Raw genomic sequence first — 26,936 nt, forward strand, 5'->3', positions numbered from 1 at the left:
GAGCGCGGCGCCCCTTCAGGGGCGCGGGGAACTGCGCTCTCGGCCACGATGGGCCCGCGGGTCGTGAACCGGCCTGCGGGCCCCACGCACGGCGCCGCCCGAGAGCCGCCCCCGCACCACCGCGGCGACCGCGTACGTGCTGCCCGAAGGGCGGGTCGCCAGGTGGCCCGGGTGGTGGGCCCAGGTGTTGTCGACGGTGAACCAGTCGATCTCGGCGGGCGCGCGGCCCTCCGCGAGGGCGGTGCTGAGTTTGTCGAAGTAGAGGGACCAGCGGTGGCGGTAGAGGCCGCCGACCAGACCCGCCCACTCCCGGTTGGCGTAATCGTGCAGCCCCGCCTTACTGGCCGCGCGGTCGCCCCACACCGTCAGCAGGGAGAGCTGGTCGTACGCCAGCCGATCCCGCTCCTCCTCGCCCACGCCCCACATACGTGCGTCCGCGACCCAACGGCCCAGCAGATGACGGGAGTCGGTCGCCAGGAGCCGGTCGAGCAAGGTCATGAGGGAGAGCCAGTCGCGGGTGAGCGTGTGGAAGCGGGCGGTGTTGCCGGCGTCGTACGCCTCCTCGATGTGCGGCAGCAGGACGCGGCTGCGATGGGAGAGGGCCTGCCGGGCGACGTCGAGCAGGTCGCGCCGGTACGCCGACGAGCGCCGCAGATCCCGCCGTACCGCGAGGAGTTCGCCGAGCGCGGGTTCGAAGTCGTCCGGGTCGTAGCGCAGGGACTTCGGTGACCAGGCCGCCGCCGACTTCGCGGCGAGGTCGGGCCGCGCCCCGAAGAGTCCGTCGGCGCCCTCGGCCCACCCGTCGGCGCGGGTCGTGCCGTAGGCGGTGCGGCGCAGCACGTCCCAGGCGGCCGACGCGTGCGGATCGGCGGCTCCGTAACGGTAGGCCGACCACTCGGCGAACCAGGCGGAGAGATCCAAGCCGCTCACCCGCCAAGCCAGTTCGGAGAAGAGCTCGAAAGCGGCGGGGTTGTTGTCGGCGGCCTCCGGCATGAGTGAGATGCCGCGCAAGGCGCTGCCGTCCTTGGTGCGCCACTTCTCGAAGAGGTCGGCCCAGTCCGGGGTGTTGGCGCCGAGAGCCGTATGGCCGCCGAAGTTCCAGATCGAGCCGAAGGTGTACGGCGTCGAGCCCCAGTCCGACTCGCGGTCGGTGATGTGCGGGAAGCGGTCGGAGAGGCCGTCGACGACGAGCATCCGCTGCTTGTCGACGGCGTCGGTGATGGCCTTCGGTGGATTGTGCTGCCAGCCGAGGATGACCCAGGTAGCGCCGGGGTGTGCGGTCCGCAGGGCCTTCTCGACCCCCTTGGCGGCCTCGCCCACGGGCACGTCGCCGGGCCTTCCGCCTTCGTGGAGAAGGTCCATCTTGTACATCGTGGTCGGTCCGAACAGCTCGTCCTGCACGCGGTAGAACGCCGCGGCGACGCGCGCGAAATGGCCGGTGCGCGGATCCAGCCAGTCCGGTCGCCCGAAGCCCACCCAGTCACCCTGCGGAACCGTTTCCGCGCCGGGGTTCCTGTCGGCGAAACCGTCCGGCACGGTGCCGTAGTAGCCGGGCAGGACCGGCGTCATGCCGAGCTCGCGGAGCCGGTCGCAGATGCGGCGGCCGAGACGCGCGCGGGCGTCGAGCAGCTGCCGGGAGACCGGGTACGGGAACGACGACATGTTCTGCAGGAGCCACCACGGCTGGTGGGCGGGGGCGGGGATCCACGCCCGCAGCTCGTCGCCCGGGTAGCCGAACTCCTGGAAGGCGCGGTGGTGGACGGCGTCCGCGCCCGCGTAGACGAGGACTTCGTTGTAGCCGTGCAGGGCGAGCACGTCGATCTCGTGCTCCCAGTAGTCCCAGTCGTGGTACGCGCCGGTGTAGCCGTCGTTGGTGTCGTTGAGGACGAAGCGGTGGGGGGTGTTGGCGGCGCCGGTGAGCGGGCGGGGAGGGGCCGGGAGGCGGTCGGGGAGGTGGTCGGTGCGGCTCCCCGCCCAGGTGATGTTGGCGTGCCCGACGTGCTTCAAGTAGTGGTGCAAACCGGTGAGTTGGGTGGCAGGGCCGGTCGCCGTGATCGTGATGCGGCCGCGGTGTCCGGTGATCCGGAAGGAGTCGTCGGCGCCGGATTCCTTGGGGACGGTCCTGTACGTGATCTGGTCCCAGTGGCGGGGGAGCAGGCGCCGGGTCGCCTCGGCGGCGGCCGTCCGGCGCGGAGCGGGCGCGCCGTCGGCCGTGCTGCCGGAGCAGGCGACGGCTGCGGCTGCGGCACCGGCCGTACCGGCGAGACCGGTGAGGAGAGTGCGGCGGGGGAGAGGCATACGGGCTCCGGGGTCGGGAGGGGTGCGTGCGGTGCGTATGCGGGTGCGGATGCGGGCGCGAGCCCCAGTGCGCGGTACGCGGGGCATGGGGCGCGGGGCGTTCCCGAGGTGTCTCTTCCCCAGCCCGATCCTTGGCCACGCCTTCCTGGAGACGCGCTCGCGGGGGCATCGAGCCGGGAAATGGGCCTGCCCCACCCCCGTGCGGCGGAGCAGACTGGGACCGGCAGCAGGCAAGGGGCGACGGCAACAGCCCACGGGTAACGGGGTATCGACCACCGGGCAACGGCAACAGCCCACGGGCAACGTGTACCAACCAACGGGGGAGACCATGAAACGCGGACGCGCACCCACGCACGAGAGCAGCACCGACATCCCGGCAGGCCGGGGCGTACTGGAAGGGGCGTTCCTGCTGCTGGACGAGCTCGCCAGAAAGGGCGAGGCGGGACTGACCGACCTCGCGGCGGGCGCCGGTCTGCCGAAGGCCACCGCGCACCGGCTCCTGGACCAACTCGCCGCGGTCGGCGCGGTCGAGCGCGCGTCCGGCCGCTACCACATGGGCGCGGCGTTGGCCCGCCTGGCGCGGTCATGGGGTGCCAGTCACCCGCTGGGCAGGGCCGCCGTGCAGCCTCTGCGGCGCCTGTCGGCAGCGACCGGGGCCGCTGTGGCCCTGGCGGCTCCTGTCGGCGGCAGCATGGTGGTCGTCAGCGGAATGCCCGGTCCCGGGGACGAGGCGTTCCCCCACATGCCCGGCATGGTCCTGCCGCCCGGCAACGCGGCCGAGGCCGTCATGTCCGCGTACCGGCCGGTCACGGCGCTGCCGCCGGAACGCTCCCCGGGCGAGTGGGCCCGTCGCCTGCGCAAGGTGCGTGAGCACGGTGTGGACCTGCACCACTGCGAGGACGAGGAGCCCGCGTCCTGTCTGGTGGCACCGGTCCATGCCCCTTCGGGCGGGGTCGTGGGGGCCATCGGCGTGCGCTTCCCGGGGCACCGCCTGCCGTCGGCCAACATGGTCGATGCGACGCGGAGGGCGGCGCGGATGCTCAGCGCCAACCTGGCACGCCGGCCCCGTGCCCGAGAGCTCTGAAAGGGCTCGTTCCGGGGCGTGTTCCGCTGGGTGGACCGGAATCTGGGGGTTCGGCCACCGGGGCGTAACGCTGGACGAGCCGCATCCAGAACACTGGGTGTGGCGCCAACTCGGCGGCTGTGTAGGCGAGTTGGCGGTCCTTGCATCGCGAGCGCGAATCGGAGAACAGCTATGAGCACAGTCAAGGCGGCCGACGCCGTCACCCCCCGGGTCACCAGGAGCAAGCAGGATGCTGCCCGGGGCGCGAGCGCCGAGGCGGTCGGCGGCAACGTCGGCGCGGTGTGGCGGGGCGTCTGGTGGTGGGGCCCGGGGAACGGGACCTGGAACCTGACGATCCCCTGGAGCGTGATCAACGCGAACTCGACCGTCGTCATCACGGCTTCCGAGGTCGACGGCAACGGCACGAGGTTCGTCGGCTCGGCACCGTTCGACGTGTCGAGCATCGCCCCTCAGGCCGGCCAAGTGGTATTCAAGATCAATATCGGCTGGGGGAGCGCCATCCCGATGCGTACGGACGTACTCGTCTTCGACTGAGGGGTCCCACGGGCGAGGCCCGGGGCTCTGGGGCAGTACGCCACCCGGAGTAGCCGGTGCCGCCACCACATGCCGCCGCCGTGTGCCGCTCACGCGCGCCACGGCGGCGGCGAACTCTTTCCGGGGCGACTCAGGACCGGGTTCCGACGTCCACGCGGTGCAGGAACGCCTCGACCAGTCGGTCGGTGAAAGCCTCGCCGACGGGTTCCGCCGTCACCAGGACGCGGTGGTAGACCGGCCCCACGAGTTGGTCGATCTCCGCCGCCATGTCGAGTCCGGCGGCGAGCCGGCCGCGTGCCACCGCGCGTTCCAGCGGGAGCCGGTCGCGGCGGCGCTGTTCGTCGAGGTATCCGGAGCGCAGGGCGGCGGCGAACGCGGGATCGTGCTGGGCGTGTCCGACGAGGGCCTTGAAGACGGCGCCCGCGTCGGACCGGGTGAGGAAGAGAGCCAGTTGGCGCAGGTGGGCGCGTAGGTCCCGGGCCAGGTCGCCGTGGTCGGGCGGGGTCAGGGCTTCGGCCGCGTCCTGGAGGAAGGCGTCCAGGAGGATGTCGGTCTTGGACTTCCACCAGCGGTAGACGGTCTGCTTGGCGACGCCCGCCCGGGCGGCGATGCCCTCGATGGTGACGCCGGTGAAACCCTTCTCGACCAAGAGATCGTCGGCCGCCTCCAGCACTGCCTGCCGGTCCTGCGACTCCTCGAACCGCGCCTCGCGCCCGGTACCCTCGTCGTCGCCGACGACGTCGACCTGGCGGACCTCGCGCCCTACCTCGACTACGTCCGCGACCCCCGGAACGGCTACCAGAGCGTCACGTTCCCCGTGGAGGACGGAATGGAGATCAGCTGCCGCCTGTAGGGCCCTCGACGCCCAGGGCCCCGCAGGACGGCGAGAAGCCGGCGTCCTGCATCCGCACCGCGGGCAAGCGGCACTCCATCATGGTGGAGTACGCGGAGCGGACGGGTGAGGCGCACCTGAAGCTGCTGTGGTCGAGTCCGGGCCAGGAGCAGCAGGTCATTCCGCGGTCGCAGTTGTACGCCCGGTGGCTTCTACCCGGTGAATATGTGGTGAAACGGGCCTCAGGTCCCTGAGATCAGGGACCTGAGGCCATGTTCGTGAGGACCATCAGCGGGCACGTTCCCTGACCTGGGATTGGCAATGTTGATCGACGGTTGACGATCAATGATCGACGATCGACGTCCGTCCCACGGACCCACGGCCGACAGAGAGAGTGACTGACCAGTGAGCGCGCCCGAAGCCCCTGAAGCACCGGCACCGCCGGCTCCCGAAGCCGTTGCACGGCACCGGGCGCTCTTCCGGGCGATCCACCGCCGCAAGAACCCGCGCCTGCGCCAGTCGGACATCACCGTCACGGAGGAGGCCCAGGTCAAGCGCGCGGTGAAGGCGACCGCGCTGGGCAACGCCATGGAGTGGTACGACTTCGGCGTCTACGCCTACCTCGCCGTCATCATCGGCAAGGAGTTCTTCCCCTCCGGGAACGAGACCGCGCAGACCCTCTCCTCCCTCGCGACCTTCGCGGCTGCCTTCCTGGTGCGCCCCATCGGCGGCATGTTCTTCGGCCCGCTCGGCGACCGCGTGGGCCGCAAGAAGATCCTCGCCCTCACTATGATCATGATGTCGACGGCGACGCTCGCGATCGGCCTGATCCCCAGCTACACCTCGATCGGCGTCTGGGCGCCGGTCCTCCTCGTCCTCTGCCGCATGGTGCAGGGCTTCTCGACGGGCGGTGAGTACGGGGGCGCCGCGACGTTCATCGCGGAGTACGCGCCCGACAAGCGCCGCGGCTTCTGGGGCTCGTTCCTGGAGTTCGGCACGCTGATCGGCTACACGGTCGCCGCGGTCCTCGTCACCGCCCTCACCGCGGGGCTCAGCGACGACGCCATGCAGTCCTGGGGCTGGCGCATCCCGTTCCTCGTTGCGGCGCCGCTCGGCCTCATCGGTCTCTACCTGCGGATGAAGCTCGACGAGTCGCCCGCGTTCCAGAAGATGGAGGAGGGCGACGGGCCCGCCGCCGAACGCCAGAAGAAGTCCCTCAAGGAGTCCTTCTTCGGCCAGTGGCGCGCGATGCTGCTCTGCATCGCGCTCGTCGCCGCGTTCAACGTCACCGACTACATGCTGCTCTCGTACATGCCGACGTACCTCACGCAGCTCGGCTTCGGCGAGACCGGCGGCCTGATGTCCATCGTCGTCGTGATGCTGATCCTGATGGCGCTGATCAACTCGGTCGGCCGCCTCTCCGACCGCATCGGCCGCAAGCCCGTCCTGATGGCGGGCTCGATCGGCTTCTTCGTGCTCGCCCTCCCCGCCTTCCTCCTCATCAAGCAGGGCGGCACGCTGCCCGTCTTCTCGGGCCTGCTCATCCTCGGCCTGGCCCTGGTCTGCTACCTGGGCGCCATGTCCTCATCGCTGCCCGCCCTCTTCCCGACAGACGTGCGCTACGGCTCCCTCTCCATCGGCTTCAACATCTCCGTCTCCCTCTTCGGCGGTACGACCCCGCTGGTCGTCGCCGCCCTGATCGGCGCCACCGGCAACGACCTGATGCCCGCGTTCTACACGATGCTCGCCGGTCTGGTCGGCATCATCGCGGTCACCGCGATGAAGGAGACGGCCCGCAAGCCGCTGGAGGGCTCGCCGCCGTCCGTCGCGACGGACGAGGAGGCGCGGGAACTGGTGGAGGCGCAGCGCGGTCAGGGTGCGTGAAAGGCGACCTCCGGGTTGCTTCGACTGACCGTTCAGCAGGGGCGTGGCCCGGGGCGTGTGCTTCTTGTCGGTACCGAGGGAGTTGGTGCGGACGGAGGTCAACTGCTCGCTGACAAGGCAACTCCACTGCTGGGATCGCGTACGACGGAAAGCGCCCGGCCGGGATATTTCCGGCCGGGCGCTCTTGGGTCCTGCTGTCGTGCCCTGCTCACCAAAGGTGATCAGCAGGGGAGAGTGGTCTTGCCCGCGGCGCCGGTGGCGCCGGTGGTGCCGTTCGCGAACGCCGTGGCGTCGGTTCCGTTGCCGCCGGGCTTGCCCGGGCACACCGGACTGGCCGCGCCGCCGGCCCCGCCCTTGCCGCCCGTGTGGCCGCCCATGACGACAGCCGCTCCGCCGTTGCCGCCCTTGCCGCCGTTGATACCGGTACCGGCATCGCCGACGCCGCCCACGCCGCCCTGGCCGCCGGTGCCGCCGAGTTTCGCCTCGCCGCCGTAGCCGCCGTTACCGCCGTTCCCGTTGCCGCCGCCCGCTCCGCCCGTGCCGCCGAGGCCGCCGACGCTGGCAAGGCCACTGGCATTGCCTCCGGCCCCTCCGTTGCCGCCGTTGCCATTGGCACCCGCGGCGCCACCGGTGCCGCCGAGGCCACCGAGGCCACCGAGCGTCCCGACGCCGTTCGCCCCGTTGCTGCCGGGGGCCCCGGCGAGGCTCTGCGCAGGACCGCCGCCCGTACCGGGCTGGGCGGAGGCGAGAGCGGGAGTGAAGGCGAGACCGGCCACGGCGATCGTGGCGATGAGGAATGTCCTGGCAGTGGTCGTGCGCATGGTGCGCATGGTGTTACTTCCTTCGCTTGTTCAGGCGGAGAGATACTCCGCCTGACAGTCCCAACGTAGGGAAGTACGACGCGCTGCATACTCCAAAGGTTGATCAAATGCCTTTAATGGCCCGAATCATCAAACTTTGGCTCCAAAGTCCAAATTCTGGTGAGCCTACGAGTGTGTATCGGCGCCGGTGTGCGCCACGAACTCCGTCCAGGCGCGGGAGCCCAGAGCGAGCCGCGGTCCTTCGGGGCGCTTGGAGTCGCGGATGTGGATGACGCTGGGGCAGGACGCGATCTCTACGCAGTCGTCTCCGTCCCCGCTGCTGTAGCTGGACTTGCGCCAGCTGAGTGCGACTTCGAGACAGTCGCCAGAGCTGCCGCTGCTGTAGCTGCTCTTGAACCAGGCCCGTTTCGGGGTGTTCATGGCGCTCCCGGGGTTCGCTCCAGCTGTGCCACGAACTGCGTCCAGGCGCGGGGTGCCAGGGCGAGTTGGGGGCCGTCGGGGTTCTTGGAGTCGCGTACGTGGAGGGTAGTGGGGCAGGACGCGATCTCTACGCAGTCACCGTCCCCGCTGCTGGAGTAGCTGGACTTGCGCCAGCTGAGTGCGACTTCGAGACAGTCTCCGTCGCCGCCGCTGCTGTAGCTGCTCTTGTACCAGGCCAGTTCGGGGGTGCTCATGCCGCTCCTCGCATCCGCTCCAGCAGGCTCACCGAGTCCTCGAACGTGAGAGCCTGTGCGCGCATCCTGGCATACCGCATCTGGAGAACGCTGATCTCCTTGGGTTGGGAGATCAACTGACCGCTCCGTTGCCCCTCGGCGTAAGCGAACCAACGGTTCTCCGGTGTTTCCAGCAACTGCATCGGGCCGCCCATCCCCGCATGGTTCGTCCGTACCACCGGCATGACTTGAACTTCGATGTTCCGGCGCTCGGCAAGCCCGAGAACATGGTCGATGAGTTCCATGGTGACTTCATGCCCGCCCATGCCGCGCAGGAACAAGTGTTCCTCAAGGATGAAGCTGTACGCCGTGTTCGGCCGCTCCGTGAGGAGTTGTTGGCGCTCGATACGCGCCTCCAGCTGCGCCTCGATCTGGTCGTCGCCCAGCGGCGGAAGCTGATTGACGAAGAGCGTCCGCGCATAGGCCCTGGTCTGCAACAAGCCCGGAATCAACCGGCACTCGTACGTGGAGAGCGCCACCGCCTCCTGCTCCAACTGCGCCCACTGGCGGAACCAGGACGCCAGACCCCGCTGTCGCGACAGCTGATTCGCCGCCAGCCGCAGCGTCCCGAACGCGTCCAGCGCCACCTCGCACTGGTCGACGAAGCGCGGCGGCGGAAAGCGGCGGCCCTGTTCGACGGAGGCGATGAAATGGGCCGAGTAGCCGATCTCGGGCGCCAGGGACTCCTGCGTGTACCCGGCGCGTTTGCGGAAGCTCTTCAGGACCGCGCCGAAGGCCTTGAGCCCATCGGTCGGTTCGGGCTCATTGCTGCCCGTCGTACTTGACGACATCACGGGTATCCCCTGACGCTCGGCTATCGGTCTGCGCCAACGCGCCCATGGTCACGTTCGGTTACCCGTACTGTCCACCCTTCGCACTCGTACACTTACGCAGCGTACGAGTTTCGTGCCTGGTGTCCCCGGCCGCGTACGGCCACCGTTGCCGCCATGTCGACGCAAGCGCGCCCCGCCGCCGCACCCCGTACCTTCGCGCAACGCTTCAGTGCCACGCCCCGGGGTGCCCGCCTCGCGAGGAGGCTGACCAGGTATCACCTGGACGGCTGGGGAATCGCGTACGACACCGAGCTCTCCGACGCCGCCGAGGCGATCGTCGCCGAGTTCGCGGCGAACGCCGTGACCCACGGCCGCGTACCGGGCCGCGACTTCGAGCTCGGCCTGACGCTGCGTACCGACACGCTGCGTATCGAGGTCGCCGACGCGCGCTCGGACGTCGGCTCCCACGTCGCGCGCAAATCCCCGGGTCTCGAAGGGGAGTCGGGGCGGGGGCTCGTGATCGTCGCCGCGCTCGCCGCCGAGTGGGGCGTGGCCGGGCGCGAGGTCGGCAAGACGGTGTGGGCGGAGCTTCCCGTGGAGCGATGAGCGCCGCCCTCAACCCGCCGGATCACAACCGGAGTTCACCCTGTGTGCATTCGAGCGGGGTGTTACCCGACGTGCTGCGTACGCCACGCGGACACCGTCGGGCCCCAGTCTCACGCAAGATCCATCCGTTCCCGGAACGAGGAGACATCGCGTGACCAGACACTGTCCGACCCGTCGAACGATCGGTTCGGTCGTGCTCGCACTGACCACCGTCCTCGCGGCGACCTCCGCCACGGCCGGCGCCGCCGACCCGCTGCCGGGGATATCCCCGCGGGCCGAGACTCCCGTCCTGCACGATGACGACGCGGGCGGCAACGCCGACGCCGACGACCCGGCGATCTGGCGCAACACCGCCGACCCGGCGCGCAGCCTGGTGATCGCCACCGCCAAGGAGGGCGGGCTGAGGGCCTACGACCTGGACGCCCGCCCCGTCCAGTCCGTCGCCGCCCCGCCCGCGAAGGGGCCCGACGACGCGCCGGGCCGCTTCAACAACGTCGACCTGGTGGACGGCCTCAAGCTGTCGTCCGGCCGCGCCGACCTCGCCGTCACCAGCGACCGGGGCAACGACCGACTGCGCTTCTACCGCATCGACCGCGAGCGCACCGGCGGCCCGCTCACCGACGTCACGGACCCGGCGGTCCCGCCCGTCTTCTCCGCCGACCAGGCAGAGATCAACGAGCAGCGCACCGCGTACGGCCTCGCGACCTGGCAGGACAAGTCGAGCGGCCGCTCGTACGCCCTGGTCAGCCAACGCGAGCGCTCCAGCGTCGCGCTCCTCGAACTCCTCCCGGCCGCGGGCGGCAAGGTCACGTACCGCAAGGTCCGCACGCTGGACCTGCCGTCGTCGTTCAGGCTGCCCAACGGCACCTCGTGGACGCCGTGCGCCGAGCCCGGCGAACTGCCGCAGGTCGAGGGCATGGTCGTCGACCCGTCCAACGGCACGCTCTACGCGGGGCAGGAGGACGTCGGCATCTGGCGCCTGCGTGCCGACCTGACCGGCAAGCCCGAACTCGTCGACAAGGTACGGGAGTACGGCGTTCCCGGCGTCTATGACGAGGAGACCGAGGAGTGCGAGCCCGGCGCCGACCCCGGGTACGGCGGCAAGCGGATCACGGCCGACGTCGAGGGCCTCACCCTCGTCAACGAAGCAGACGGGGACGGCTACCTCCTCGCCTCCAGCCAGGGCGACAACACCTTCGCCGCGTACGACCGCGAACTGAGCGACCACAACGAGTACGAGGGCGGTTTCCGCGTCACGCCCGCGGGTGGCGCGCTCGACGGCTCCGAGGAGTGCGACGGCGCAGCCGCGCTGAACGAGCCGCTGGGGCCGAAGTACCCGCACGGCCTGCTGGTCGTCCAGGACGGGCATGACGCTCCCGGAGAGGGTGACCGCCCGTCCACGAACTTCAAGTTCGTCGACCTCGGGAAGGTCATGACGGCCTTGGACGACTGACGGTCGTCGGCTGTCGGTCGTCGGCTGACGGCTGACGGTTGCGAGCGTTGGTCGGGATAACCCCCCTGTTGATCTTCCGGCCTGCCGCATGGCCCCTGGCGGGCCGGTCGGGGATCGTCGATTCCCTGGCGCAAGGCGCGTACGGGGAAGGGAAGACAGTGCGACACAGGAGCTCCAAAGCCGCGACGGTGGCCGTGGCGCTGGCCATCACGGGCGGGGTGCTGGCGCCCGCCGCGGCGGCCCAGCGGTCGACGGGGCGGGCACCGGCGTCCGTCGACGGCGTCTGGCGCGTGGCGGGCTACGGTGCCGTCCTGACGATCGAGGGCGGACGGCTGCGGGAGTACCAGACGACACGGATCAGCTGCATGAAGGGCGACTCCGCGAAGCGGACGGGGCCGGGCACGTACCGCGGTGCCGACAAGACGGTCCTCACCGTCCGGCCGACCGGGTCTTCGCGCATGTCGCTGCACGTGTCCGGGTCGGCGGGCGACCGGCAGCTGCGGCGCGTCCAGGCGCTCCCCGCGACCTGCGACCGCGACCGGCCAAGGCCCAAGGACCCGGTGACGGCGTTCGACGTCTTCTGGCAGTCCTTCGAGGAGAACTACCCGTTCTTCGCCGCCAAGGGAATCGACTGGCATGCCGTGCGCGCCACCTACCGGCCCAGGGTGCACGCCGACACGACGAGGCGCGAACTCTTCGCCGTGTTCAGCGAGATGGTGGAGCCGCTGTACGACGCGCATGTCGCCGTTTTCGACGGCGAGCGCAGGTTCTACCGGGTCCGCCCGGGGACGACCGCGCCCAGCGAGAAGCTGGACACCAAGGTCAAGAAGTACGTGGTGCGGCGCGACCTCAAGGGCGAGAAGCCGCAGGAGTTCGCCAATGGCCGCATCAGCTACGCGGACCTGCCCGCCTCCGGGTCCGCGTCCGGTCACGGCGCCGCCTCCGGCTCAGGTTCCGGCTCCGGCTCCGGCAAGCTGGGATACCTCCGCATCTCCGGTTTCGCCGGGTACGACGCGAAGGACCCCGCGTACGCCGCCCAGCTCGCCGGACTCGACAAGGCCCTGGACGCCGTCCTCACCCCCGAACGCACCACCTCCCTCGCCGGTCTGATGATCGACCTGCGAGTCAACGGCGGCGGTTCCGACGCGCTCGGCCTGCACATCGCCGGGCGCCTGACCGACAAGGCGTACGTCGCCTACCGCAAGCGCACCCAGTACACGCGCCCGCGGCCCGTCCCCGTACGGCCCGCCGAGAACACTCCCCGCTACACGGGCCCGGTCGCCCTGCTGACCGGCGGCTCGACGGTCAGCGCGGGGGAGACCTTCACCCAGGCCCTGCTGGACCGCCCCGGCACGACGGTCCGCATCGGGGAGCCCACGCAGGGCGTCTTCTCGGACGTCATGACCCGCAAGCTCCCGAACGGCATGGAGGCCTGGCTCCCGAACGAGGAATTCCTGACCCGCACGGGCCGGACCTTCGACGGCGCGGGTATCCCGCCCCACCTGCGTACGCCGGTCTTCACCAAGGAGGAGTTCGAGAAGAACCGCGACTCGGCGTTCGACAAGGCGGTCGCGGTTCTTCGACACCAGCACCAGCCTCACCAGCCCTGAGCGGCGGCCCGGCCCGGGTTCACTTGCTGCTGCCCGGCCGCAGGATCGCCGCCGCGAGGACCAAGCCCACTGCCGCGATGGCCGCGGCCACCCAGAAGGCGAGCCGGTAGCCGTCGGCCGTGGCGGCGAGCGTTTCCGTGCCCCGGCCGGTCAGGGACTCGGTGCGGCCCGCCGCCAGGGTCGTCAGGATCGCGAGGCCCAGTGAACCGCCCACCACCTGCGTGGTGTTGAAGAGGCCGGAGGCCAGACCCGCGTCCTCCTCGGACGCGCCGCCCATCGCGAGCCCCGTCACGGCGGGCAGCGCCGCCGCGAACCCCGCGCCGAGCAGCAGCATCGCGGGCAGGACGTCGACGGCGTACGAACCGTCGGCGGGCAGGCGGCCGAGGAGGGCGAGGCCGAGGGTGATCAGGGCGAGGCCGACGAGGAGCGTGCGGTACGCGCCGTAGCGGCCGATGAGCCGGGCCGAGAGGGTCAGCATCAGGACGCCGATCACGACGGGCGCGGGCAGGAAGGCCACGCCGGTCATCAACTCACCAAGGCCCAGGACGCGTTGGAGGTAGAGCGCGCCGATGTACTGGAAGCCGTACATCCCGGCGATCATCAGCATCTGCACGGCGTTGGCGCCCGTCAGGACGCGTGAGCGGAAGAGGCGCAGCCGGAGGAGGGGCCGGGCGGCGCGGGCCTGCCGGGCGGCGAAGGCGGCGTGGAGGAGGAGGGCGCCGACGGCGAGTGCGGCCGTCGCGACCGTGCCGTGCTCGGCGGCGGTGACGATGGTGTAGACGGTGAGCATGAGCGCGCCGGTGATGAGCGCGGCGCCGAGGTAGTCCGCGCCGCCGCCGAGACCGGTCCCGCGGTCACCCTCCAGTACGCGCACCGCCGCGATCAGCGCGACGACGCCGATGGGCAGGTTGATGAGGAAGATCCAGTGCCAGTTCAGGGTCTCGGTCAGCGCCCCGCCGAGGAACGTGCCGATCGCGCCGCCCGCCGCCCCGACCGCGCTGAACACCGCGATGGCTCCGGCCTGTTCGCGCGGCTCGGGAAAGAGCGCGACGAGCATGCCGAGCACGACCGCCGACGTCATCGCGCCGCCGACACCTTGCAGCGCGCGGGCCGCGATCAGCATCCCCTGATCGGTGGCGACGCCGCACAGCACGGACGCGGTCGTGAAGACGGCGAGCCCCGACACGAACATCCGCTTGCGTCCGACCAGATCCCCGAGCCGCCCGGCGAGCAGCAGCAGCCCGCCGAAGGCGATGAGGTAGGCGTTGACGACCCAGGCGAGCCCGGCGGCCGTGAAGCCCAGGTCGGCCTGGACGGCGGGCATCGCCACCGTGACGATGTTGCCGTCGATGATGGTCATCAGGGCGCCGGACGACAGCACGGCGAGCGACGCCCAGGGGGACGCGCGCCGACGGGACGACGGCGCGGCCGGCGCCGGGGTGTTGACCTCGGACAGGACCTGGGACATGGTGACGACCTCCGCACTTGGCACCCTTGACCTGCAAAGGTGCACGACTTGTAACGGGGCTCATCGTGGGTGACCGGGTGGGCCGGCAGAAGGAGGCACTTTGATGTCCCAGGGGAACACGCGTGTTACCGCCCAGGTGGTGAACGCGCAGGCGTGCCCGGTCCGCGAGGTTCTTGACAGGGTGGTCGGCAAATGGAGCGTGCCGATCCTCATCGCGGCGGCCCACGGCCCCATCCGCTTCACGGAACTGGAGCGCGCCATCGAGGGCATCAGCCGCCGCATGCTGACCCTGACCCTGCGCAACCTGGAGCGCGACGGCCTCCTCGTACGGACCGTGCACCCCACGGTCCCGCCGAAGGTCGAGTACGAACTGACACCCGTCGCCCTCGAACTGCACGGCACACTGCTGCAGCTCACCGGCTGGGCGGAGCGGCACCGGGTGACGATCGCGGAATCCCGGGCGGCGTACGACGAGAGACGGGAGCTGGTGGAGTCGTAGAGCGGGCGTTCGTGGGCGGAGTCGCGCCGGGTGCTCTCCGGGTGAGGTCCGACGCACTCGGCGCCGCGGCGGCGCGAGCGTTCCGCTCAGCCGCCCGTGCCCGTCTGCCCATCGAACGCCAGCTCCCGCGCCCGCAAACCCGCCTGGAAGCGCGACGTCGCGCCCAGTGTCGTCATCAGGTCGGCCACGCGCCTGCGGTACGTGCGCAGGGACATGCCCAGCTCGCGTGCCGCCACCTCGTCCGTGTGGCCGGCGCCCAGCGCCCGCAGGACCCGGCGCGCCTCGTCGTCCAGCGCCGGGGGCCGCGTGCGGCGGAACTCCGCGAGGTCGGTGGCCGTTTCCCACGCGGCGTACACGAGTGCCCTGACTCCCTCGACCGCGACCTGGGACCGGATCACCGTGAAGGTCCGCACGCCCCGGACCGGGGCGCCGGCCAGGATCGCGACGCGCCGGTCGATGACAATCGCCTCGTGGGCCAGCGGCGCCGCCGAGATGCGTACCTGCGCGCCCGACTCGGCGATCCTCAGCAGCCGCTCCTCGGACCCCTGGTCGGCGAGCGCCCGCGGCGTGTACAGCTTGCGCATCGCCAGGCCGCCGGGGGTGAGCGGTGGCCGCCTGCCGCCGGCGAACGCGGCGTTCACCCCGGCGGAGAAGGTCACCAGGTCCGCCGCCGCGCACAGGAACTCCTCGCGGGCCCCGGTGAACAGGGAGCCCGCTCGGCGTACCAGTTCCCGCTCGCCCCGCAGGGACACGATCTGATCGTCATTCGATGTGCTCGCCATGGTGGCGACAGTCTGCGGTGCCCGGCGGAAGCGGTCAACGCTGGCAGCAAGTGGCCATGCGTTCGCTTGTGAAACGCCTACGCCGGAGGATCTGCCCCATGGCGACGACGAACAGCACCAGCAGCAGTACGAGTGCCAGCACCAGTACCAATACGAGTGCGGGCACCAACCCCCTTCCGGCCGCGTCCGCCGGGGGTTTCCGTATCGGCGGCGACCTCCCCGTCCACCGCATGGGCTTCGGCGCGATGCGGCTGCCCGCGCCCCAGTGGGACGGGCCCGCCCACGACCCGGAGCGGAGCATCGCCGTGCTGCGCCGCGCCGTCGAGCTCGGCGTGAACCACATCGACACCGCGGCCTTCTACTTCTTCGAGGACATCGCGGCCAACGACCTGATCCGCAAGGCCCTGCACCCCTACTCCGACGACCTCGTCATCGCCACGAAGGTGGGCCCCGGGCGCCTTCCCGACGGCAGCTGGACGGACCCGGCGGACCCGGCGGAGCTGCGCGCGGCCGTGCACCGCAACCTGCGCGAGCTGGGCCGCGACCACCTCGACCTGGTCTACCTCCGGTTCCTGCGGAGCGACGGCCCCGGCGGGGACCGCTTCGCCACGCTGGCGGCGCTGCGCGATGAGGGGCTCATCCGCCACCTCGGCGTCAGCAGCGCCACGCCGGAACAGCTCGCCGAGGCCCAGGAGATCGCGCCGGTGGCCGCCGTGCAGAACAGGTTCAGCCCGCTGACGCGCGAGCACGACGAACTGGTCGGCCTGTGCGAGCGGCGGGACATCGCGTACGTCCCGTACTTCCCGTTCGGCGGCGTCGGGGCCCCCGATCTTCAGGTGCTCCGACGCGTCGCCGACCGGCACGGGGTCACGCCGGCCCAGATCTCGCTGGCCTGGCTGCTCGGCATCTCCCCGGCGATGCTGGTGATCCCGGGAACGTCGTCGCCGGACCACCTGGAGGAGAACGTGGCGGCGGCCGGGCTGCGGCTCGGCGCCGACGACCTCGCCGAGCTCACCGCACTCTCCTACCAGACCGCTTCCACCCACTCCGGGTGATCGATGAACGGGTTCCGGTTGTGCTGGAACCTGTCGAAGATGACCTGGTTCCGGTTCTTCTCGAACGCGTCCGGCGGGTCGTCGTCGCTCCACTGCTTCAGGACCGAGAGGCGGCCGATGGCGGGCGCGCTGCCGTTGTCCACCTTGTCGTTGGGCTCCAGGTCGGGGAAGCCGTTCTCGCCGTCGTACCGCACGGCCATGTAGAGGATCATCCGGGCCACATCGCCCTTGACGGCGTCACGCGGCTCGAAGGAGTCGCCGTCGGTGAGGCTGCCGGGGGCTCCTTCGACCGCGCTGCCGCCGTTGTCGAAGTCCTTGTTGCCGCGGATGCTGTTGACCGTGACATCCTCGGGGCGCAGGTGGTGGACGTCGGTGCCGGGCCCCGTCGCCGTGCCGAAGTCGCCGTGCGACTTGGCCCAGACGTGCTCGCGGTTCCAGTCGCCCTGGTCACCGCCGCTCGCGCTCTTGCTCCGAGAGGTGCCGCTGTAGAGCAGGATCACGTTCGAGCGGTTGGCGGGGTCCTCGTCGGTGGTCTTGAGAGCGTCCCAGACCTGGTCGTACGAGAGTTTGGTCTGCTCGCTGATGATCGTGTGCAGCGCGGCCTTGAGCTCGGGGCCCGTCTTGCCGAGCGCGTCCTTGTAGTACGTGTCGTCGTACGTGGCGTGGGCGCCGACGGCCGCCGGTGTGGGGGAGGGCGTGGCCGTCGCGGTGGCCGGCAGGGTGATGCCGGCGAGCACCGCGGCGGCGGTCAGGGCCAGTGGTTTCCAGCGGTGTACACGCGGGAGGGGCATGTGGGGGTGTGTCCTTTCCCGGAGGCCTCGCGGGTGCCGTCCGCCGGGCTCGGGGCCATTCGGCGGGCGGTCTACGCGAGTTGACTAATCAACCATCGGGAGAGTCGCACGGATGCGCGTACGGCCGTGTGAACGGTGTGGGGTGGTTGGGTGACGATGTCATGTACACAGTCGGGTGGAAGTTGGTTGCGTGGGCCATCGAATCGGCTTAGCGTGCTGCACGCTGCGTGCTGCCTGGTCGCCGCGCCCTGACGCCAGTTCCCTCCGCCCCGAGGAGCCATGTTGCTTGACGCCCCCTCTGCCACCGGACGAGGCGGCAGGTCGTCGGCGCCGCCCGGCAGCGGGCTGATGCTCGGCGTGCTGCTGTCGGCGATGTTCATCGTTCAGTTCGACTTCTTCGTCGTCAACGTGGCCGCGCCCTCACTGGCACGCGACCTCCACGCCGGTGCGGGAATGCTCGAACTCGTCGTTGGCGGCTACGCGTTCGCCTTCGCCAGCGGGATGATCACGGGCGGGCGGCTCGGTGACATCTACGGACACCGCCGTCTCTTCGTCATCGGTATGGCCGCGTTCGGCGTCGCCTCCCTGCTGTGCGGCGTCACGGCCACCGCGGGGCAGCTCGTGGCGGCGCGGCTCCTGCAGGGCGCCGCGGGGGCGCTGATGGTTCCGCAGGTGCTCGCCGTGATCACCGCCCACTTTCCGGCGGCGTCCAAGCCCCGGGCCCTCGCCGGCTACGGCATGGCGAGCGGTCTGGGCTCCATCGCCGGGCAGGTACTCGGCGGCGCGCTCCTCGAACCGCGGCTGTCCGTGCCGGGCTGGCGGCTGATCTTCCTGATCAACGTGCCGGTCTGCGCGGTCGCCGCGGTGCTTGCGGCCCGCTACCTGCCCGCCCCGGTTCCCGGCAGGAACGCCGGTCTCGACCCGGTGGGCGCCGTCGGGGTCTGCCTCGCACTCGTACTCGTCCTGCTGCCGCTCACGCTGGGCAGGACCTCGGGATGGCCGGTCTGGTCCTGGATCTGCATGGCGGCGGCCGTGCCGGTGACGGTCGGCACGCTGCTCTGGGAACGCGCCCTGACCCGCCGCTCGGGCAGCCCCGTCCTCGATCTCACCCTGTTCCGCAGCCGCTCCTTCAGCTCCGGGATGGTCGCCGGAATCGCCTTCCAGCTCTACTTCGGCAGCTTCATGTTCACCCTGACGCTGCTGCTCCAGTCCGGACTCGGCCTCCGCCCGCTCGCCGCCGGACTGGTCTTCGCACCCATGGGGATCCTCTTCGGCGCAAGCTCACTGCTGGGCAGAAGGCTCATCGGCCGGTACGGGATGCGGATCCTCCTCGTCGGCAGCGCGACAACGGCGTGCGGACTGCTCTCGCTGACCCTGCTGCTCCACGGGTCCGGCCCGTCCGTCGAGGCCCCCTGGGTCGTGCCCTGCCTCTGTCTCTGCCTCTGCCTGGTCGGGGCGGGAAACGGGCTCGTGCTGCCCGCGCTGATCGGCGCCGCGCTCGTCCAGGTGCGGCCGGAGAAGGCGGGGGCAGCCTCCGGAGTGCTCACCACCACACAGCAGTTCGCGAGTTCCGCGGGCGTCGCGGTGGTCGGCGCCACATTCTTCGTCATGCTCGGCGGGGCACCGGACGCCCAGGACTACGCACGCGCCATGACGGCATCAGCGCTGATCGACGTGGTGCTGGTGGCGGCGGTCCTGTGCATGTGCTGGCTGATCATGCGCCGCACGGCCGCGGGAGCGGGGGCTGGGGCGGAGGCGGAGGCCGGAGGGTGACGGGGACAAGGTGATCTTGCGGCTGGGGCGCGGCGCGGGACCGGGCGCTCGGGCACCTGCGCGGGGCGCGAGGCCCTTCGACCGGCGCGCGGCTCGCGGGCCCGAACCTACGTTCCCTCCACCACGGCGGCGCCGCCCGTCACTTCCTGCGCGGCGATGCGAGAACGTACCGACCGCCCCTGCGCGGCTCGGCGTGTTCGCCGGTCTGCCAGCCCGCCCGCTCCAGCGCGGCCACGCACCCGCGCAGCCCCTCCGGCGTCGGGTCCCGCACGGCGACGGCCTCCGGCTGCGGTGTCTCCGTGACCCGGTAGCCCTCGCCGCCGGGGCCCGCCGGGCGGCAGCCCGCCGCTTCGAGGGCCAGCGCCGCCGCCTGCACCAGATGCGACCGCTCCCAGGCGCAGGGGCGGTCCCGCGCGCCGTCGTGGTTCGTCATGCGGCGCAGTTCTACCAGGCCCTCCCAGGCGCTGCGCACCTCCCGCGCGCGGGCGGGGCCCTCGGCGGCGGGCGGCTCCGTCTCCGTGCCGGTGCGCGCGGCGAAGGCGCCGTCGGACGCCGGGCGCGGCGGCTCCACGGGCGCGGGCGCGGTGCCCTCCTCCCGTACGCGATGACCGGCCGGCGTCAGGAAGCAGGCGTGCGGGGGCCGGGGATGGCGGAAGGCCAGGCGTGCCCGCACCAGGCCCGCGAGCTGGCTCTCGGTGCCGGTCAGGCGCCCGGTCTCCGGGTCCGCCGCCTCGATGACCCGTAGCTGCGCGGCTGTCGGAGGCTTCATCGCACGCTCCCTTCCCCGGTGCCGGTTCCGTCGACCTGTCCGACGACTCGTCCCGTCAACTACTGGTGATGGTGCACTGTGCCACTGACATCACGAGTTCGAGGACCCGCCGGTCGTCGTCCGCGTCCCCCCGCTCCCCGGGGCTCCCGGGGTACGTGTCAAGCAGGACATCCGTGGCGCCGAGACCCGCCAGCGTCTCCAGGTCGCCCCGGATCTGGTCCACGCTGCCGTGACCGAGCGGACGCTCCGGAGTGTCCTGCTGCTGCCCGAGCCGGATCTGCAGACGCGGCACCAGGTCCGGCACGGGACGGCCCGCCGCCTCCGCCACGGCCGTCATGCGCGGAAGCGCCGTACGCAGCAGCTCCCGGCTCGGCATGAACGGGTGCCAGCCCTCACCGAGGCGCGCCGCACGGCGCTGCGCGGCGGGGGAGTTGCCGCCGACCCAGACGGGCAGGCGGGGACGGGTCGCGGGGGCGGGGGCGGTGCGGACACCGGCGTACGAGACGTACGTGCCGTCGAAGGACGTCGGGTCCTCGCTCCACGCGGCCCGGATCGCCGCGAGGTACTCGTCGGTGATCGCGCCGCGCTCCCGGAAGGGGACGCCGAGCACCTCGTACTCCGCGGCGGACCAGCCCACCCCGGCGCCGAGGATGAACCCCGCGTCGTTCAGCCGGTCGATGTTCGCGGCCATGCGCGCGGTCTGCAGGGGGTGCCGGTACGGGATGACGGTGATGGTCGTGCCGAGCCGCAGCCCCGGTACGCGGCCCGCGAGGTACGCGGCGAGCACGAACTGGTCGTAGAACGGCGCCGGATAGACCTCGTGGACGTCGGGCGTCACCGCGATGTGGTCGGAGATCATCGCGAATTCGAGGCCGAGGTCGTGGGCGTCGGCCGCCTGGCGCAGGAGGGAGTCGGGGGTGGTGCCGGAGCCGAAGTTGAGGAGGTTCACGCCGTATCGCATGAGCGCAGTCTTGATGATCATCGGCGAGGCTGTCGAATGCGCGGCTGTCGAATCGCGGCTGTCGGATACGGCGGGGCCCGCGGGAAGCGGAACCCCGCCGCTCTCAGTTCACTTCACCAGCTGCGGCCGCAGGTTCCAGCTCGCCACCACATGCCGCCGGTGCTCCGTGCTCAGCCGGCTCACCGTGCCGGTGGCGAGCAGGAACATCGAGCCGCCCGACGCGGGCAGGCCGAGGCGGCGGGCCGCGAGGACGCGCAGGAAGTGGCTGTGGGCGAAGAGGACGACACTGCCCTCGTTGTCGGCGAGCGCCGCGTCGACCTTGGCCAGCATGCGGTCGGCGCGCTCGCCCACCTGCTCCGGGCTCTCGCCGGGATGCTCCGGCGGGCCGGGGGCGACGCCGTCCGTGAAGAGGTACCAGTCGGGACGGGTGCGGTGGATCTCGACGGTCGTGACGCCCTCGTACGCGCCGTAGTCCCACTCGCTCAGATCCGGGTCGACCCGGGCGTGCGCGAAGCCGGCCAGCTCCGCGGTCTCCCGCGAGCGAAGGCGGGGACTGGTGAACGCCGCCCCGATCCGGAACCTGCCGATGAGCGGGGCGAGCGAGCGGGCCTGCTCCCTGCCGTTGTCCGTGAGGGGGATGTCCGTCCAGCTGGTGTGCTGCCCCGAAAGGGACCACTCCGTCTCGCCGTGCCGGACGAGGAGCAGATCACCCATGGTCGCGCCGTTCCTGTTCTTCCGGTGGTGGCGGAACCGTCCGGCACCGCCACCACCGAGCCTGCCACGCCCCGGGGACCACGCGCCCGGCGGGACCCGGCAAGCGGGTCCCCCGACCTGCCCTGCTACCTGCCCTGCGGCACCCGCGCCGGACGCCCGGAGCCGCGCGTCAGGGCGTAGCCGCCGACGCCAGCGAGCGCCGCGAGGACGCCGCCGGCCGCCGTCCACAGCCAGCGCGAGGACCACCAGCCGCCCGACCAGCCGTCCTCGGGCTCAACGGCGGCCGCGGCCTGCCGCTTGCCCGCGTCGTCCGATCCCGCGCCCGGCACCAGCGGCTCACCGAGCGAGCCGTCCACCGCCTGCGCGCCGCCCGCGTCGGTCGTGGTGACCTTCGCCTCGGCCCGCACCGGAAGGCCCAGGTCGTCGGCCTTGAGGTCGCCGACCGTGAGCCGCAGGTAGTAGGTGCCCGGCAGCGGGTCGTTGGCCCACTGCTCCGACCAGGCCCTGACGGTACGCAGCGTGCAGGAGAGCGACACCGACGCGGCGTCCTGCGCGGCCGTCTTCGCGGGCGTGCCGAGCCGGCAGGCCTGGCGGCGCCGCAGCCCGTCGTACACGTCGACCCGCCAGGTCGACGCGGCGTGCCGGGCCGCGGCGTCGGGGAGCTTCACCGTCGCGTGCACGGTGGCGCGCTGCCCGGTGTCCACGGGGAACGCCCAGTAGAGGTAGTCGCCCGTGGAGGCCTGTGCCGAGGCCTCCTGGTCGATGCGGAGCGCGGTCGCGGTACGGAAGGACGTGCCCGCCTCCGTGACCTTCTCGGCGGGTTCGTCGTCGTCGGCCGTCGCGACCCCCGCGGCGCAGGAGAGGGCCAGCAGGGCGGCACCGGCCACGGCGGCGAAGCGCCCCGTCACACGTGTCGTACGCATCAGTTGGTCCTCCAGACCGCGAAGCGCCAGCGTGAGATCCAGCCCCAGACCAGACCGGCGAGGAAGCCGACGAGGACGAGCAGGCCGAGCAGCCACCAGCCGTGGCCGAGCCCGAAGAAGGCGACGTCCGACGCCTCGTCGGGCGAGTCGACCAGGTCGACGGCGAGTTCGACCGGCAGGCCCGGCGTCGTCTTCACGGAAGCGGGCGCGGAGAACGAGTTGCTGACGCGCAGACAGACGGTCTCGGCGGCGGTGTTCTCGTCGTCATCGTCGTCCGCCTCCGGCGTCGGATGGCGCAGGCCGGTCGAGATCACGTCGGTGCGCCCGTCGCCGGACTCCTGGCCGCGCACCAGCTCGCGGCCCTGCGGCGTCTCGGCGCGCAGCAGCACGCCGTAGTCCTGGTTGACGGCGCGGTCCGCGGACACGCTCACGGAGGCGCGCAGCTCCTTGCCCGCCGGGACGTTCACGCGGTACCAGCGGTGCTCGCCGAACTTCTCGCGGTCGGTGTAGAGGCCCGACTTCAGCTCGGGGGCGTCGGTGCACTGCGCGGCGCCCTTCGCCTCGACGGGCGTGACGACCGGATCGGCCGCGCGGTCCACCAACTGCTTCACGCGCCCGGAGAGTTCATCGGTGTGGCGGACCGACGTGTACGTTCCGCCGGTGGCCTCCGCGATGCAGCTCAGCTGGTCGCGGGTCTTCGCGTCGGGCACCAGGCCGAGGGTGTCGATGGTGAGGTGGATGCCCTTGGCGGAGATGTCGCGGGCGACCACGCACGGGTCGAGCGGCTGGCAGGTGTCCTCGCCGTCGGAGATCAGCACGATGCGGCGGCTGCGCTCGGCGTCGTCGCCCTTCGTCAGGTCGTCGGCGGCCTTGAGGAGCGTCGGGCCGATCGGGGTCCAGCCGGTCGGCGCGAGCGTCGCCACGGCGGTCTTCGCGTCGGTGCGGCCCGCCTTGTCGAGTTGCTCCACGGGGTAGAGCAGCTCGGTGTCCTTGCAGCCCGTCTTCCGGTCGTCGCCGTGGTAGTTGGCGCCAAGCGTGCGGATGCCGAGCGCGACGTCGTCCGGGGTCGCGTCGAGGACCTCGTTGAAGGCCTGCTTCGCGGCGGCCATCCGGGACTTGCCGTCGATGTCGCGGGCCCGCATGGAGCCGCTGACGTCGAGGACCAGCTCGACCTTGGGGTTGGGCGGTGCCGGTTCGTCGTCATCGGCCGCGGCGGGGCCGGCCGTGACGAGCCCCGCGGTCAGGGCGGCGAGCAGGGCGATGACCCAGGCCGCCGGCCGTTGTCTTGTGATCATCGCCGGATACTATTGATCTCGGGCGCGCATCCCCAAAACGAGGCCGGAACGGCACGCAGAGCCATGGCCTGACCACGCGTCACGCCATGACGTGAGCACGCGTCACACCACCGCCTGACCACGCGTCACGCCCATCCGCACGGAGTGGGTCAGCGCTTCAGCTCCCGGCCCCCGAACGCCCCCGACCCGTCCGCCCGCTTCCACCACGACTCCATCGCCGCCTGGTCCATGGCCCGCCAGTCCGGGGTCGCCTGGACGAGCGCGCCGCCCAGGCGCCGCCCGAGGTCCACCATCGATCGGCCGGAGGTGGTGCGGTCGGCGTCGTACGCGGCCAGGGCGTCCGCCCAGTCGTCCGCGGCGGTGAGGGCGGACTCCAGGACCGTGGCGTCCTGCAGCGCCTTGACCGCGCCCGCGCCGGTGTGCGGCCGGGCCACCGCCGCCGCGTCGCCGACCAGCAGGACACGCCCTGCGGTGCAGCGCGGCGCGGCGAAGTCGTACATGGGCTGGAGGAAGAGCTCGGCGGGCGCGGTCTCCCGCACCAGCGTGCCCCAGTAGGGCGGCAGCAGCGCGTCGGCGACGTACGCGAGATGCGCGGCGAGCGCCTCGGTGAGGCCGCCGGGCGGCAGGCTCGTGGGGCCGGTGAGCCGCAGGTCGAGGCCGAGCCCGAGGTCGAGGTCCGGGGGTGGGGCGGTGTACAGGACCCAGTTGACGCGGTGGCCGCCCGCGCCGTCCGGGATGCGGTAGACGATGAGGTGCCCGCCGGGGAAGACGGCGTACACACAGTCTTCGTCGGCCCACCGCTCCGGATCGTCGAGACGGGCCTCGGGGAACGCGCCGCGCCAGGCGAGATAGCCCGCGTACGCCGGACGTACGTCGCCGAAGCGGGCCGCGCGGATCGCCGAACGGTAGCCGTCGGCACCGATGACGAGGTCGTGGTGCGTGCTCCCCGCGTCGGTCGCCACCTCGACGCCCCTGTCGCCGGGACGCACCTCCCGCACCGTGGCGCCCGCGTGGAAGTCGACGTCCGACGGGATGCGGCGGCGCAACTCCCGCCACAACGGGCCCCAGTTGTACGTGCGGAAGGGGAACGGCAGGACGGCGATCTCGCGGCCCAGCGGGGACACGGACGCCTCGTCCCGCACGTACCAGCGCCGCCGCACGAGCTGCACCCACGGCATGCCCGCGTCCACGTACCCCGCCGATTCGAGCTCCGCGTAACGGGAGTCGTGCATGGCGAGCCCGACACCGCGGTCCGCCAGGCCGTCCGCGGCGCGCTCGTACACCGTGATCTCGTCCGCGCCGCCGCGGTGCGCGGCCAGTGCCGCGGCGCACCCGGCGATGCTGCCGCCCACGACGGCGACCCTGCCCCCACGCATCATGGCGCCATCCTGGCAGCCCCGATGACCGCCTGTCAGCCGAGCGAGACCCCGCGCCCGGCGAAGAACGGCTCGAACTCGTCGGCGGACATCTCGGCGGTGCGGGTGCGCGCGTCGATGCCGGAGGGGTTGTGGAAGTGCAGCAGCCCTTCGGGTGTACGGCGGGTGAGCAGGACCAGATGACCGCCCCGGCCCGGCGCGGGCCGGTGCGGGCGGCGGATCTCGAAGTGGACGGAGGTGACGACCCGCCGCCCCTCGTCGAGGAGCGCGCCGATCTCCGCCACGGTCAGGTGCCGGTGGACCTCGGCGCGCAGGCCGAACTCCGCGCGGGCGTACTCGGCGAACGGGGCGTAGATCATGCCCTTGATCACCCCGCCCTCCTCGGTGTACGCCCCGTACTTGAGGGCGCCGTCGCGCAGGGCGAAGAGGGACGGGGCGGACGCGCCGAGCGCCATCCGGAAGCAGGTCAGTCCGCACAGATGGCCGCACCAGCGCGCGTAGTCCTCGACGGTCGCCGCGCCCGAGGTGGGCCACGCCGGGTCCGCGGCGCGGTCGAACCCGTCGTACACGATGGGTCCGACCAGTTCGGGCGAGGCGAACTGCGTGTGGACGGGCACGGCACAGGTGGTGCAGGGCGGCACGACGCTCCCGGGGGCCGGTGTCACTGGAGGCTGGGCTGGGGCTACTGACGATAGCCGCTGAGGAAGCGGCCGATGCGGCTGATCGCCGCGTCCAGGTCGTCCGCGTGGGGGAGGGTCAGGACGCGGAAGTGGTCGGGGCGGGGCCAGTTGAAGCCGGTGCCCTGGACGACCTGGATCTTCTCCTGGAGGAGGAGGTCGAGGACGAACTTCTCGTCGTCGTGGATGGGGTGGACCTTCGGGTCCAGGCGCGGGAACGCGTACAGGGCGCCCTTCGGCTTCACGCAGGAGACGCCGGGGATCTCGTTCAGCTTCTCCCAGGCGCGGTCGCGCTGCTCGTGCAACCGGCCGCCGGGCGCGGTCAGTTCGTGGATCGACTGGCGACCGCCGAGCGCGGCCTGGATGGCGTACTGCGCGGGGGCGTTCGGGCACAGCCGCATGGAGGCGAGCATCGTCAGCCCCTCCAGGTAGTTCTTCGCGTGCTGCCGCGGGCCGGTGACGACCAGCCAGCCCGACCGGAACCCCGCCACGCGGTACGTCTTGGACAGCCCGCAGAAGGTGAGGACCACGAGGTCCGGGGCGAGCGCGGCGACGCTGTGGTGCACCGCGTCGTCGTACAGGATCCGGTCGTAGATCTCGTCGGCGAAGACCATCAGGCCGTGCCGGCGCGCCAGGTCGAGGATGCCCTCCAGGGTCTCCTTCGGATAGACCGCGCCCGTCGGGTTGTTGGGGTTGATGATGACGACGGCCTTGGTACGGTCGGTGATCTTCGAGGCCATGTCGTCGAGATCGGGGTACCAGTCCGCGGACTCGTCGCACACGTAGTGGACGGCCTTGCCTCCGGAGAGGGTCGTGACGGCGGTCCACAGCGGGAAGTCGGGGGCCGGGATGAGGACTTCGTCGCCGTCCTCCAGGAGGGCCTGCACGGCCATGGTGACCAGTTCGGAGACGCCGTTGCCGAGGAACACGTCGTCCACGGAGACCTCGTCGAGGCCGAGCGCCTGGTAGCGCTGGGCGACGGCGCGGCGGGCGGAGAGGACGCCGCGCGAGTCCGTGTAGCCGTGCGCGTTCGGGAGCATCCGGATCATGTCCTGGACGATCTCCTCGGGCGCCTCGAAACCGAAGAGCGCGGGGTTGCCGGTGTTGAGGCGCAGGACGCTGTGGCCCGCCTCCTCCAGGGCGTTCGCGTGCTCGATGACGGGGCCCCGGATCTCGTAACAGACCTCGCTGAGCTTGCTCGATTGCCGGAACTCCATGCGGTGCGCCTCCCATGACGTGTGTTGC

Annotated in this window: 26 protein-coding genes; 9 read left to right on the forward strand and 17 right to left on the reverse strand. The window is 71.6% G+C overall.

Annotation, left to right across the window (positions count from 1 at the left end):
* Nucleotides 1-15: 15 nt before the first annotated feature.
* Entirely contained in the window at nt 16-2,298 is a 2,283-nt protein-coding gene (locus AC07DI_RS16355) for an alpha-N-acetylglucosaminidase (protein ID WP_478904955.1), read from the reverse strand.
* 328 nt (nt 2,299-2,626) lie between these two features.
* On the opposite strand from AC07DI_RS16355, the gene AC07DI_RS16360 reads away from it, so the two are divergent.
* Nucleotides 2,627-3,382, forward strand: a complete 756-nt coding sequence (locus AC07DI_RS16360; protein ID WP_478904956.1) for an IclR family transcriptional regulator — start codon at nt 2,627-2,629, stop codon at nt 3,380-3,382.
* Between the two features lie 171 nt (nt 3,383-3,553).
* On the forward strand, nt 3,554-3,916 hold the full coding sequence (locus AC07DI_RS16365) for a hypothetical protein (RefSeq protein ID WP_478904957.1): 363 nt from the start codon (nt 3,554-3,556) through the stop codon (nt 3,914-3,916).
* 130 nt (nt 3,917-4,046) lie between these two features.
* Here AC07DI_RS16365 and AC07DI_RS16370 read toward each other — a convergent pair whose 3' ends face one another.
* Nucleotides 4,047-4,589 carry a TetR/AcrR family transcriptional regulator gene (locus tag AC07DI_RS16370; protein ID WP_478904958.1) on the reverse strand — a complete coding sequence of 181 codons (543 nt, stop codon included), beginning with the start codon at nt 4,587-4,589 and terminating at the stop codon, nt 4,047-4,049.
* A gap of 564 nt (nt 4,590-5,153) precedes the next feature.
* Here AC07DI_RS16370 and proP point away from each other — a divergent pair.
* A complete protein-coding gene (gene proP, locus AC07DI_RS16375; RefSeq protein ID WP_478904959.1) occupies nt 5,154-6,632 on the forward strand; it encodes a glycine betaine/L-proline transporter ProP in 1,479 nt (492 codons plus the stop codon).
* Between the two features lie 221 nt (nt 6,633-6,853).
* Here the strand turns inward: proP and AC07DI_RS16380 are convergent, their stop codons facing one another.
* The 4 genes from AC07DI_RS16380 to AC07DI_RS16395 all read right to left on the reverse strand — a co-directional run bounded on the left by AC07DI_RS16380 (nt 6,854) and on the right by AC07DI_RS16395 (nt 8,957).
* On the reverse strand, nt 6,854-7,453 hold the full coding sequence (locus AC07DI_RS16380; RefSeq protein ID WP_478904960.1) for a hypothetical protein: 600 nt from the start codon (nt 7,451-7,453) through the stop codon (nt 6,854-6,856).
* Nucleotides 7,454-7,618: 165 nt separating this feature from the next.
* Entirely contained in the window at nt 7,619-7,873 is a 255-nt protein-coding gene (locus AC07DI_RS16385; RefSeq protein WP_478904961.1) for a DUF397 domain-containing protein, read from the reverse strand.
* A complete protein-coding gene (locus AC07DI_RS16390) occupies nt 7,870-8,127 on the reverse strand; it encodes a DUF397 domain-containing protein (RefSeq protein WP_478904962.1) in 258 nt (85 codons plus the stop codon). Before AC07DI_RS16390 ends, AC07DI_RS16385 begins: the two co-directional genes overlap by 4 nt.
* Nucleotides 8,124-8,957: a helix-turn-helix domain-containing protein gene (locus AC07DI_RS16395; RefSeq protein ID WP_478904963.1), complete on the reverse strand. Its 834-nt coding sequence runs from the start codon at nt 8,955-8,957 to the stop codon at nt 8,124-8,126. The genes AC07DI_RS16390 and AC07DI_RS16395 overlap by 4 nt, the downstream gene beginning before the upstream one ends.
* A 156-nt stretch (nt 8,958-9,113) precedes the next feature.
* Between AC07DI_RS16395 and AC07DI_RS16400 the strand changes: the two genes are divergently transcribed.
* The 3 genes from AC07DI_RS16400 (at nt 9,114) to AC07DI_RS16410 (ending at nt 12,608) form a co-directional block, all read left to right on the forward strand.
* Complete coding sequence (locus tag AC07DI_RS16400) at nt 9,114-9,545, forward strand: ATP-binding protein (RefSeq protein ID WP_478904964.1); 432 nt, start codon at nt 9,114-9,116, stop codon at nt 9,543-9,545.
* Between the two features lie 151 nt (nt 9,546-9,696).
* Entirely contained in the window at nt 9,697-10,998 is a 1,302-nt protein-coding gene (locus tag AC07DI_RS16405) for a phytase (RefSeq protein WP_478904965.1), read from the forward strand.
* Between the two features lie 158 nt (nt 10,999-11,156).
* The gene (locus tag AC07DI_RS16410; RefSeq protein ID WP_478904966.1) at nt 11,157-12,608 is read left to right on the forward strand and encodes a S41 family peptidase; all 1,452 of its coding nucleotides are present in this window, start codon (nt 11,157-11,159) and stop codon (nt 12,606-12,608) included.
* Between the two features lie 19 nt (nt 12,609-12,627).
* Here AC07DI_RS16410 and AC07DI_RS16415 read toward each other — a convergent pair whose 3' ends face one another.
* Complete coding sequence (locus AC07DI_RS16415) at nt 12,628-14,076, reverse strand: MFS transporter (protein WP_478904967.1); 1,449 nt, start codon at nt 14,074-14,076, stop codon at nt 12,628-12,630.
* A 103-nt stretch (nt 14,077-14,179) separates the two neighbouring features.
* Between AC07DI_RS16415 and AC07DI_RS16420 the strand changes: the two genes are divergently transcribed.
* Nucleotides 14,180-14,575, forward strand: a complete 396-nt coding sequence (locus AC07DI_RS16420; protein WP_384248267.1) for a winged helix-turn-helix transcriptional regulator — start codon at nt 14,180-14,182, stop codon at nt 14,573-14,575.
* 86 nt (nt 14,576-14,661) lie between these two features.
* On the opposite strand, the gene AC07DI_RS16425 is transcribed toward AC07DI_RS16420, so the two are convergent.
* Entirely contained in the window at nt 14,662-15,357 is a 696-nt protein-coding gene (locus AC07DI_RS16425) for a helix-turn-helix transcriptional regulator (protein ID WP_478904968.1), read from the reverse strand.
* Nucleotides 15,358-15,455: 98 nt separating this feature from the next.
* Here AC07DI_RS16425 and AC07DI_RS16430 point away from each other — a divergent pair, with 98 nt between their 5' ends.
* Entirely contained in the window at nt 15,456-16,412 is a 957-nt protein-coding gene (locus AC07DI_RS16430; RefSeq protein WP_478904969.1) for an aldo/keto reductase, read from the forward strand.
* Here AC07DI_RS16430 and AC07DI_RS16435 read toward each other — a convergent pair.
* Nucleotides 16,382-17,203 (reverse strand): endonuclease I family protein, encoded by an 822-nt coding sequence (locus AC07DI_RS16435; protein ID WP_478904970.1) that lies wholly within the window; start codon nt 17,201-17,203, stop codon nt 16,382-16,384. The two genes, AC07DI_RS16430 and AC07DI_RS16435, sit on opposite strands and share 31 nt — an antisense overlap.
* A gap of 279 nt (nt 17,204-17,482) precedes the next feature.
* On the opposite strand from AC07DI_RS16435, the gene AC07DI_RS16440 reads away from it, so the two are divergent.
* A complete protein-coding gene (locus tag AC07DI_RS16440) occupies nt 17,483-18,976 on the forward strand; it encodes an MFS transporter (RefSeq protein ID WP_478904971.1) in 1,494 nt (497 codons plus the stop codon).
* Between the two features lie 139 nt (nt 18,977-19,115).
* Here AC07DI_RS16440 and AC07DI_RS16445 read toward each other — a convergent pair whose 3' ends face one another.
* The 8 genes from AC07DI_RS16445 to AC07DI_RS16480 form a co-directional block, all read right to left on the reverse strand.
* Nucleotides 19,116-19,745 (reverse strand): hypothetical protein, encoded by a 630-nt coding sequence (locus AC07DI_RS16445; RefSeq protein ID WP_478904972.1) that lies wholly within the window; start codon nt 19,743-19,745, stop codon nt 19,116-19,118.
* Between the two features lie 55 nt (nt 19,746-19,800).
* Nucleotides 19,801-20,706, reverse strand: a complete 906-nt coding sequence (locus tag AC07DI_RS16450) for a TIGR03619 family F420-dependent LLM class oxidoreductase (RefSeq protein WP_478904973.1) — start codon at nt 20,704-20,706, stop codon at nt 19,801-19,803.
* 108 nt (nt 20,707-20,814) lie between these two features.
* Complete coding sequence (locus AC07DI_RS16455) at nt 20,815-21,420, reverse strand: histidine phosphatase family protein (RefSeq protein WP_384248257.1); 606 nt, start codon at nt 21,418-21,420, stop codon at nt 20,815-20,817.
* Between the two features lie 125 nt (nt 21,421-21,545).
* A complete protein-coding gene (locus AC07DI_RS16460; RefSeq protein ID WP_478904974.1) occupies nt 21,546-22,343 on the reverse strand; it encodes a hypothetical protein in 798 nt (265 codons plus the stop codon).
* Complete coding sequence (locus AC07DI_RS16465) at nt 22,343-23,638, reverse strand: VWA domain-containing protein (RefSeq protein ID WP_478904975.1); 1,296 nt, start codon at nt 23,636-23,638, stop codon at nt 22,343-22,345. The genes AC07DI_RS16460 and AC07DI_RS16465 overlap by 1 nt, the downstream gene beginning before the upstream one ends.
* 149 nt (nt 23,639-23,787) lie before the next feature.
* Nucleotides 23,788-25,014 (reverse strand): FAD binding domain-containing protein, encoded by a 1,227-nt coding sequence (locus AC07DI_RS16470; protein WP_478905099.1) that lies wholly within the window; start codon nt 25,012-25,014, stop codon nt 23,788-23,790.
* Between the two features lie 35 nt (nt 25,015-25,049).
* Nucleotides 25,050-25,631, reverse strand: a complete 582-nt coding sequence (locus AC07DI_RS16475; RefSeq protein ID WP_478904976.1) for a peptidase — start codon at nt 25,629-25,631, stop codon at nt 25,050-25,052.
* Nucleotides 25,632-25,696: 65 nt separating this feature from the next.
* Nucleotides 25,697-26,908, reverse strand: a complete 1,212-nt coding sequence (locus AC07DI_RS16480) for a pyridoxal phosphate-dependent aminotransferase (protein WP_478904977.1) — start codon at nt 26,906-26,908, stop codon at nt 25,697-25,699.
* Nucleotides 26,909-26,936: the final 28 nt, after the last annotated feature.

The organism is Streptomyces sp. NPDC044106 (assembly GCF_056433985.1).

Excerpts from the sequence above, each read along its gene's own strand:
- AC07DI_RS16355 (WP_478904955.1), bottom strand. The coding sequence starts at position 2,298 with ATGCCTCTCCCCCGCCGCACTCTCCTCACCGGTCTCGCCGGTACGGCC.
- AC07DI_RS16360 (WP_478904956.1), top strand. The coding sequence starts at position 2,627 with ATGAAACGCGGACGCGCACCCACGCACGAGAGCAGCACCGACATCCCG.
- AC07DI_RS16365 (WP_478904957.1), top strand. The coding sequence starts at position 3,554 with ATGAGCACAGTCAAGGCGGCCGACGCCGTCACCCCCCGGGTCACCAGG.
- AC07DI_RS16380 (WP_478904960.1), bottom strand. The coding sequence starts at position 7,453 with ATGCGCACGACCACTGCCAGGACATTCCTCATCGCCACGATCGCCGTG.
- AC07DI_RS16385 (WP_478904961.1), bottom strand. The coding sequence starts at position 7,873 with ATGAACACCCCGAAACGGGCCTGGTTCAAGAGCAGCTACAGCAGCGGC.
- AC07DI_RS16390 (WP_478904962.1), bottom strand. The coding sequence starts at position 8,127 with ATGAGCACCCCCGAACTGGCCTGGTACAAGAGCAGCTACAGCAGCGGC.
- AC07DI_RS16395 (WP_478904963.1), bottom strand. The coding sequence starts at position 8,957 with ATGTCGTCAAGTACGACGGGCAGCAATGAGCCCGAACCGACCGATGGG.
- AC07DI_RS16400 (WP_478904964.1), top strand. The coding sequence starts at position 9,114 with ATGTCGACGCAAGCGCGCCCCGCCGCCGCACCCCGTACCTTCGCGCAA.
- AC07DI_RS16415 (WP_478904967.1), bottom strand. The coding sequence starts at position 14,076 with ATGTCCCAGGTCCTGTCCGAGGTCAACACCCCGGCGCCGGCCGCGCCG.
- AC07DI_RS16420 (WP_384248267.1), top strand. The coding sequence starts at position 14,180 with ATGTCCCAGGGGAACACGCGTGTTACCGCCCAGGTGGTGAACGCGCAG.
- AC07DI_RS16425 (WP_478904968.1), bottom strand. The coding sequence starts at position 15,357 with ATGGCGAGCACATCGAATGACGATCAGATCGTGTCCCTGCGGGGCGAG.
- AC07DI_RS16430 (WP_478904969.1), top strand. The coding sequence starts at position 15,456 with ATGGCGACGACGAACAGCACCAGCAGCAGTACGAGTGCCAGCACCAGT.
- AC07DI_RS16435 (WP_478904970.1), bottom strand. The coding sequence starts at position 17,203 with ATGCCCCTCCCGCGTGTACACCGCTGGAAACCACTGGCCCTGACCGCC.
- AC07DI_RS16440 (WP_478904971.1), top strand. The coding sequence starts at position 17,483 with ATGTTGCTTGACGCCCCCTCTGCCACCGGACGAGGCGGCAGGTCGTCG.
- AC07DI_RS16445 (WP_478904972.1), bottom strand. The coding sequence starts at position 19,745 with ATGAAGCCTCCGACAGCCGCGCAGCTACGGGTCATCGAGGCGGCGGAC.
- AC07DI_RS16450 (WP_478904973.1), bottom strand. The coding sequence starts at position 20,706 with ATGCGATACGGCGTGAACCTCCTCAACTTCGGCTCCGGCACCACCCCC.
- AC07DI_RS16455 (WP_384248257.1), bottom strand. The coding sequence starts at position 21,420 with ATGGGTGATCTGCTCCTCGTCCGGCACGGCGAGACGGAGTGGTCCCTT.
- AC07DI_RS16460 (WP_478904974.1), bottom strand. The coding sequence starts at position 22,343 with ATGCGTACGACACGTGTGACGGGGCGCTTCGCCGCCGTGGCCGGTGCC.
- AC07DI_RS16465 (WP_478904975.1), bottom strand. The coding sequence starts at position 23,638 with ATGATCACAAGACAACGGCCGGCGGCCTGGGTCATCGCCCTGCTCGCC.
- AC07DI_RS16470 (WP_478905099.1), bottom strand. The coding sequence starts at position 25,014 with ATGCGTGGGGGCAGGGTCGCCGTCGTGGGCGGCAGCATCGCCGGGTGC.
- AC07DI_RS16480 (WP_478904977.1), bottom strand. The coding sequence starts at position 26,908 with ATGGAGTTCCGGCAATCGAGCAAGCTCAGCGAGGTCTGTTACGAGATC.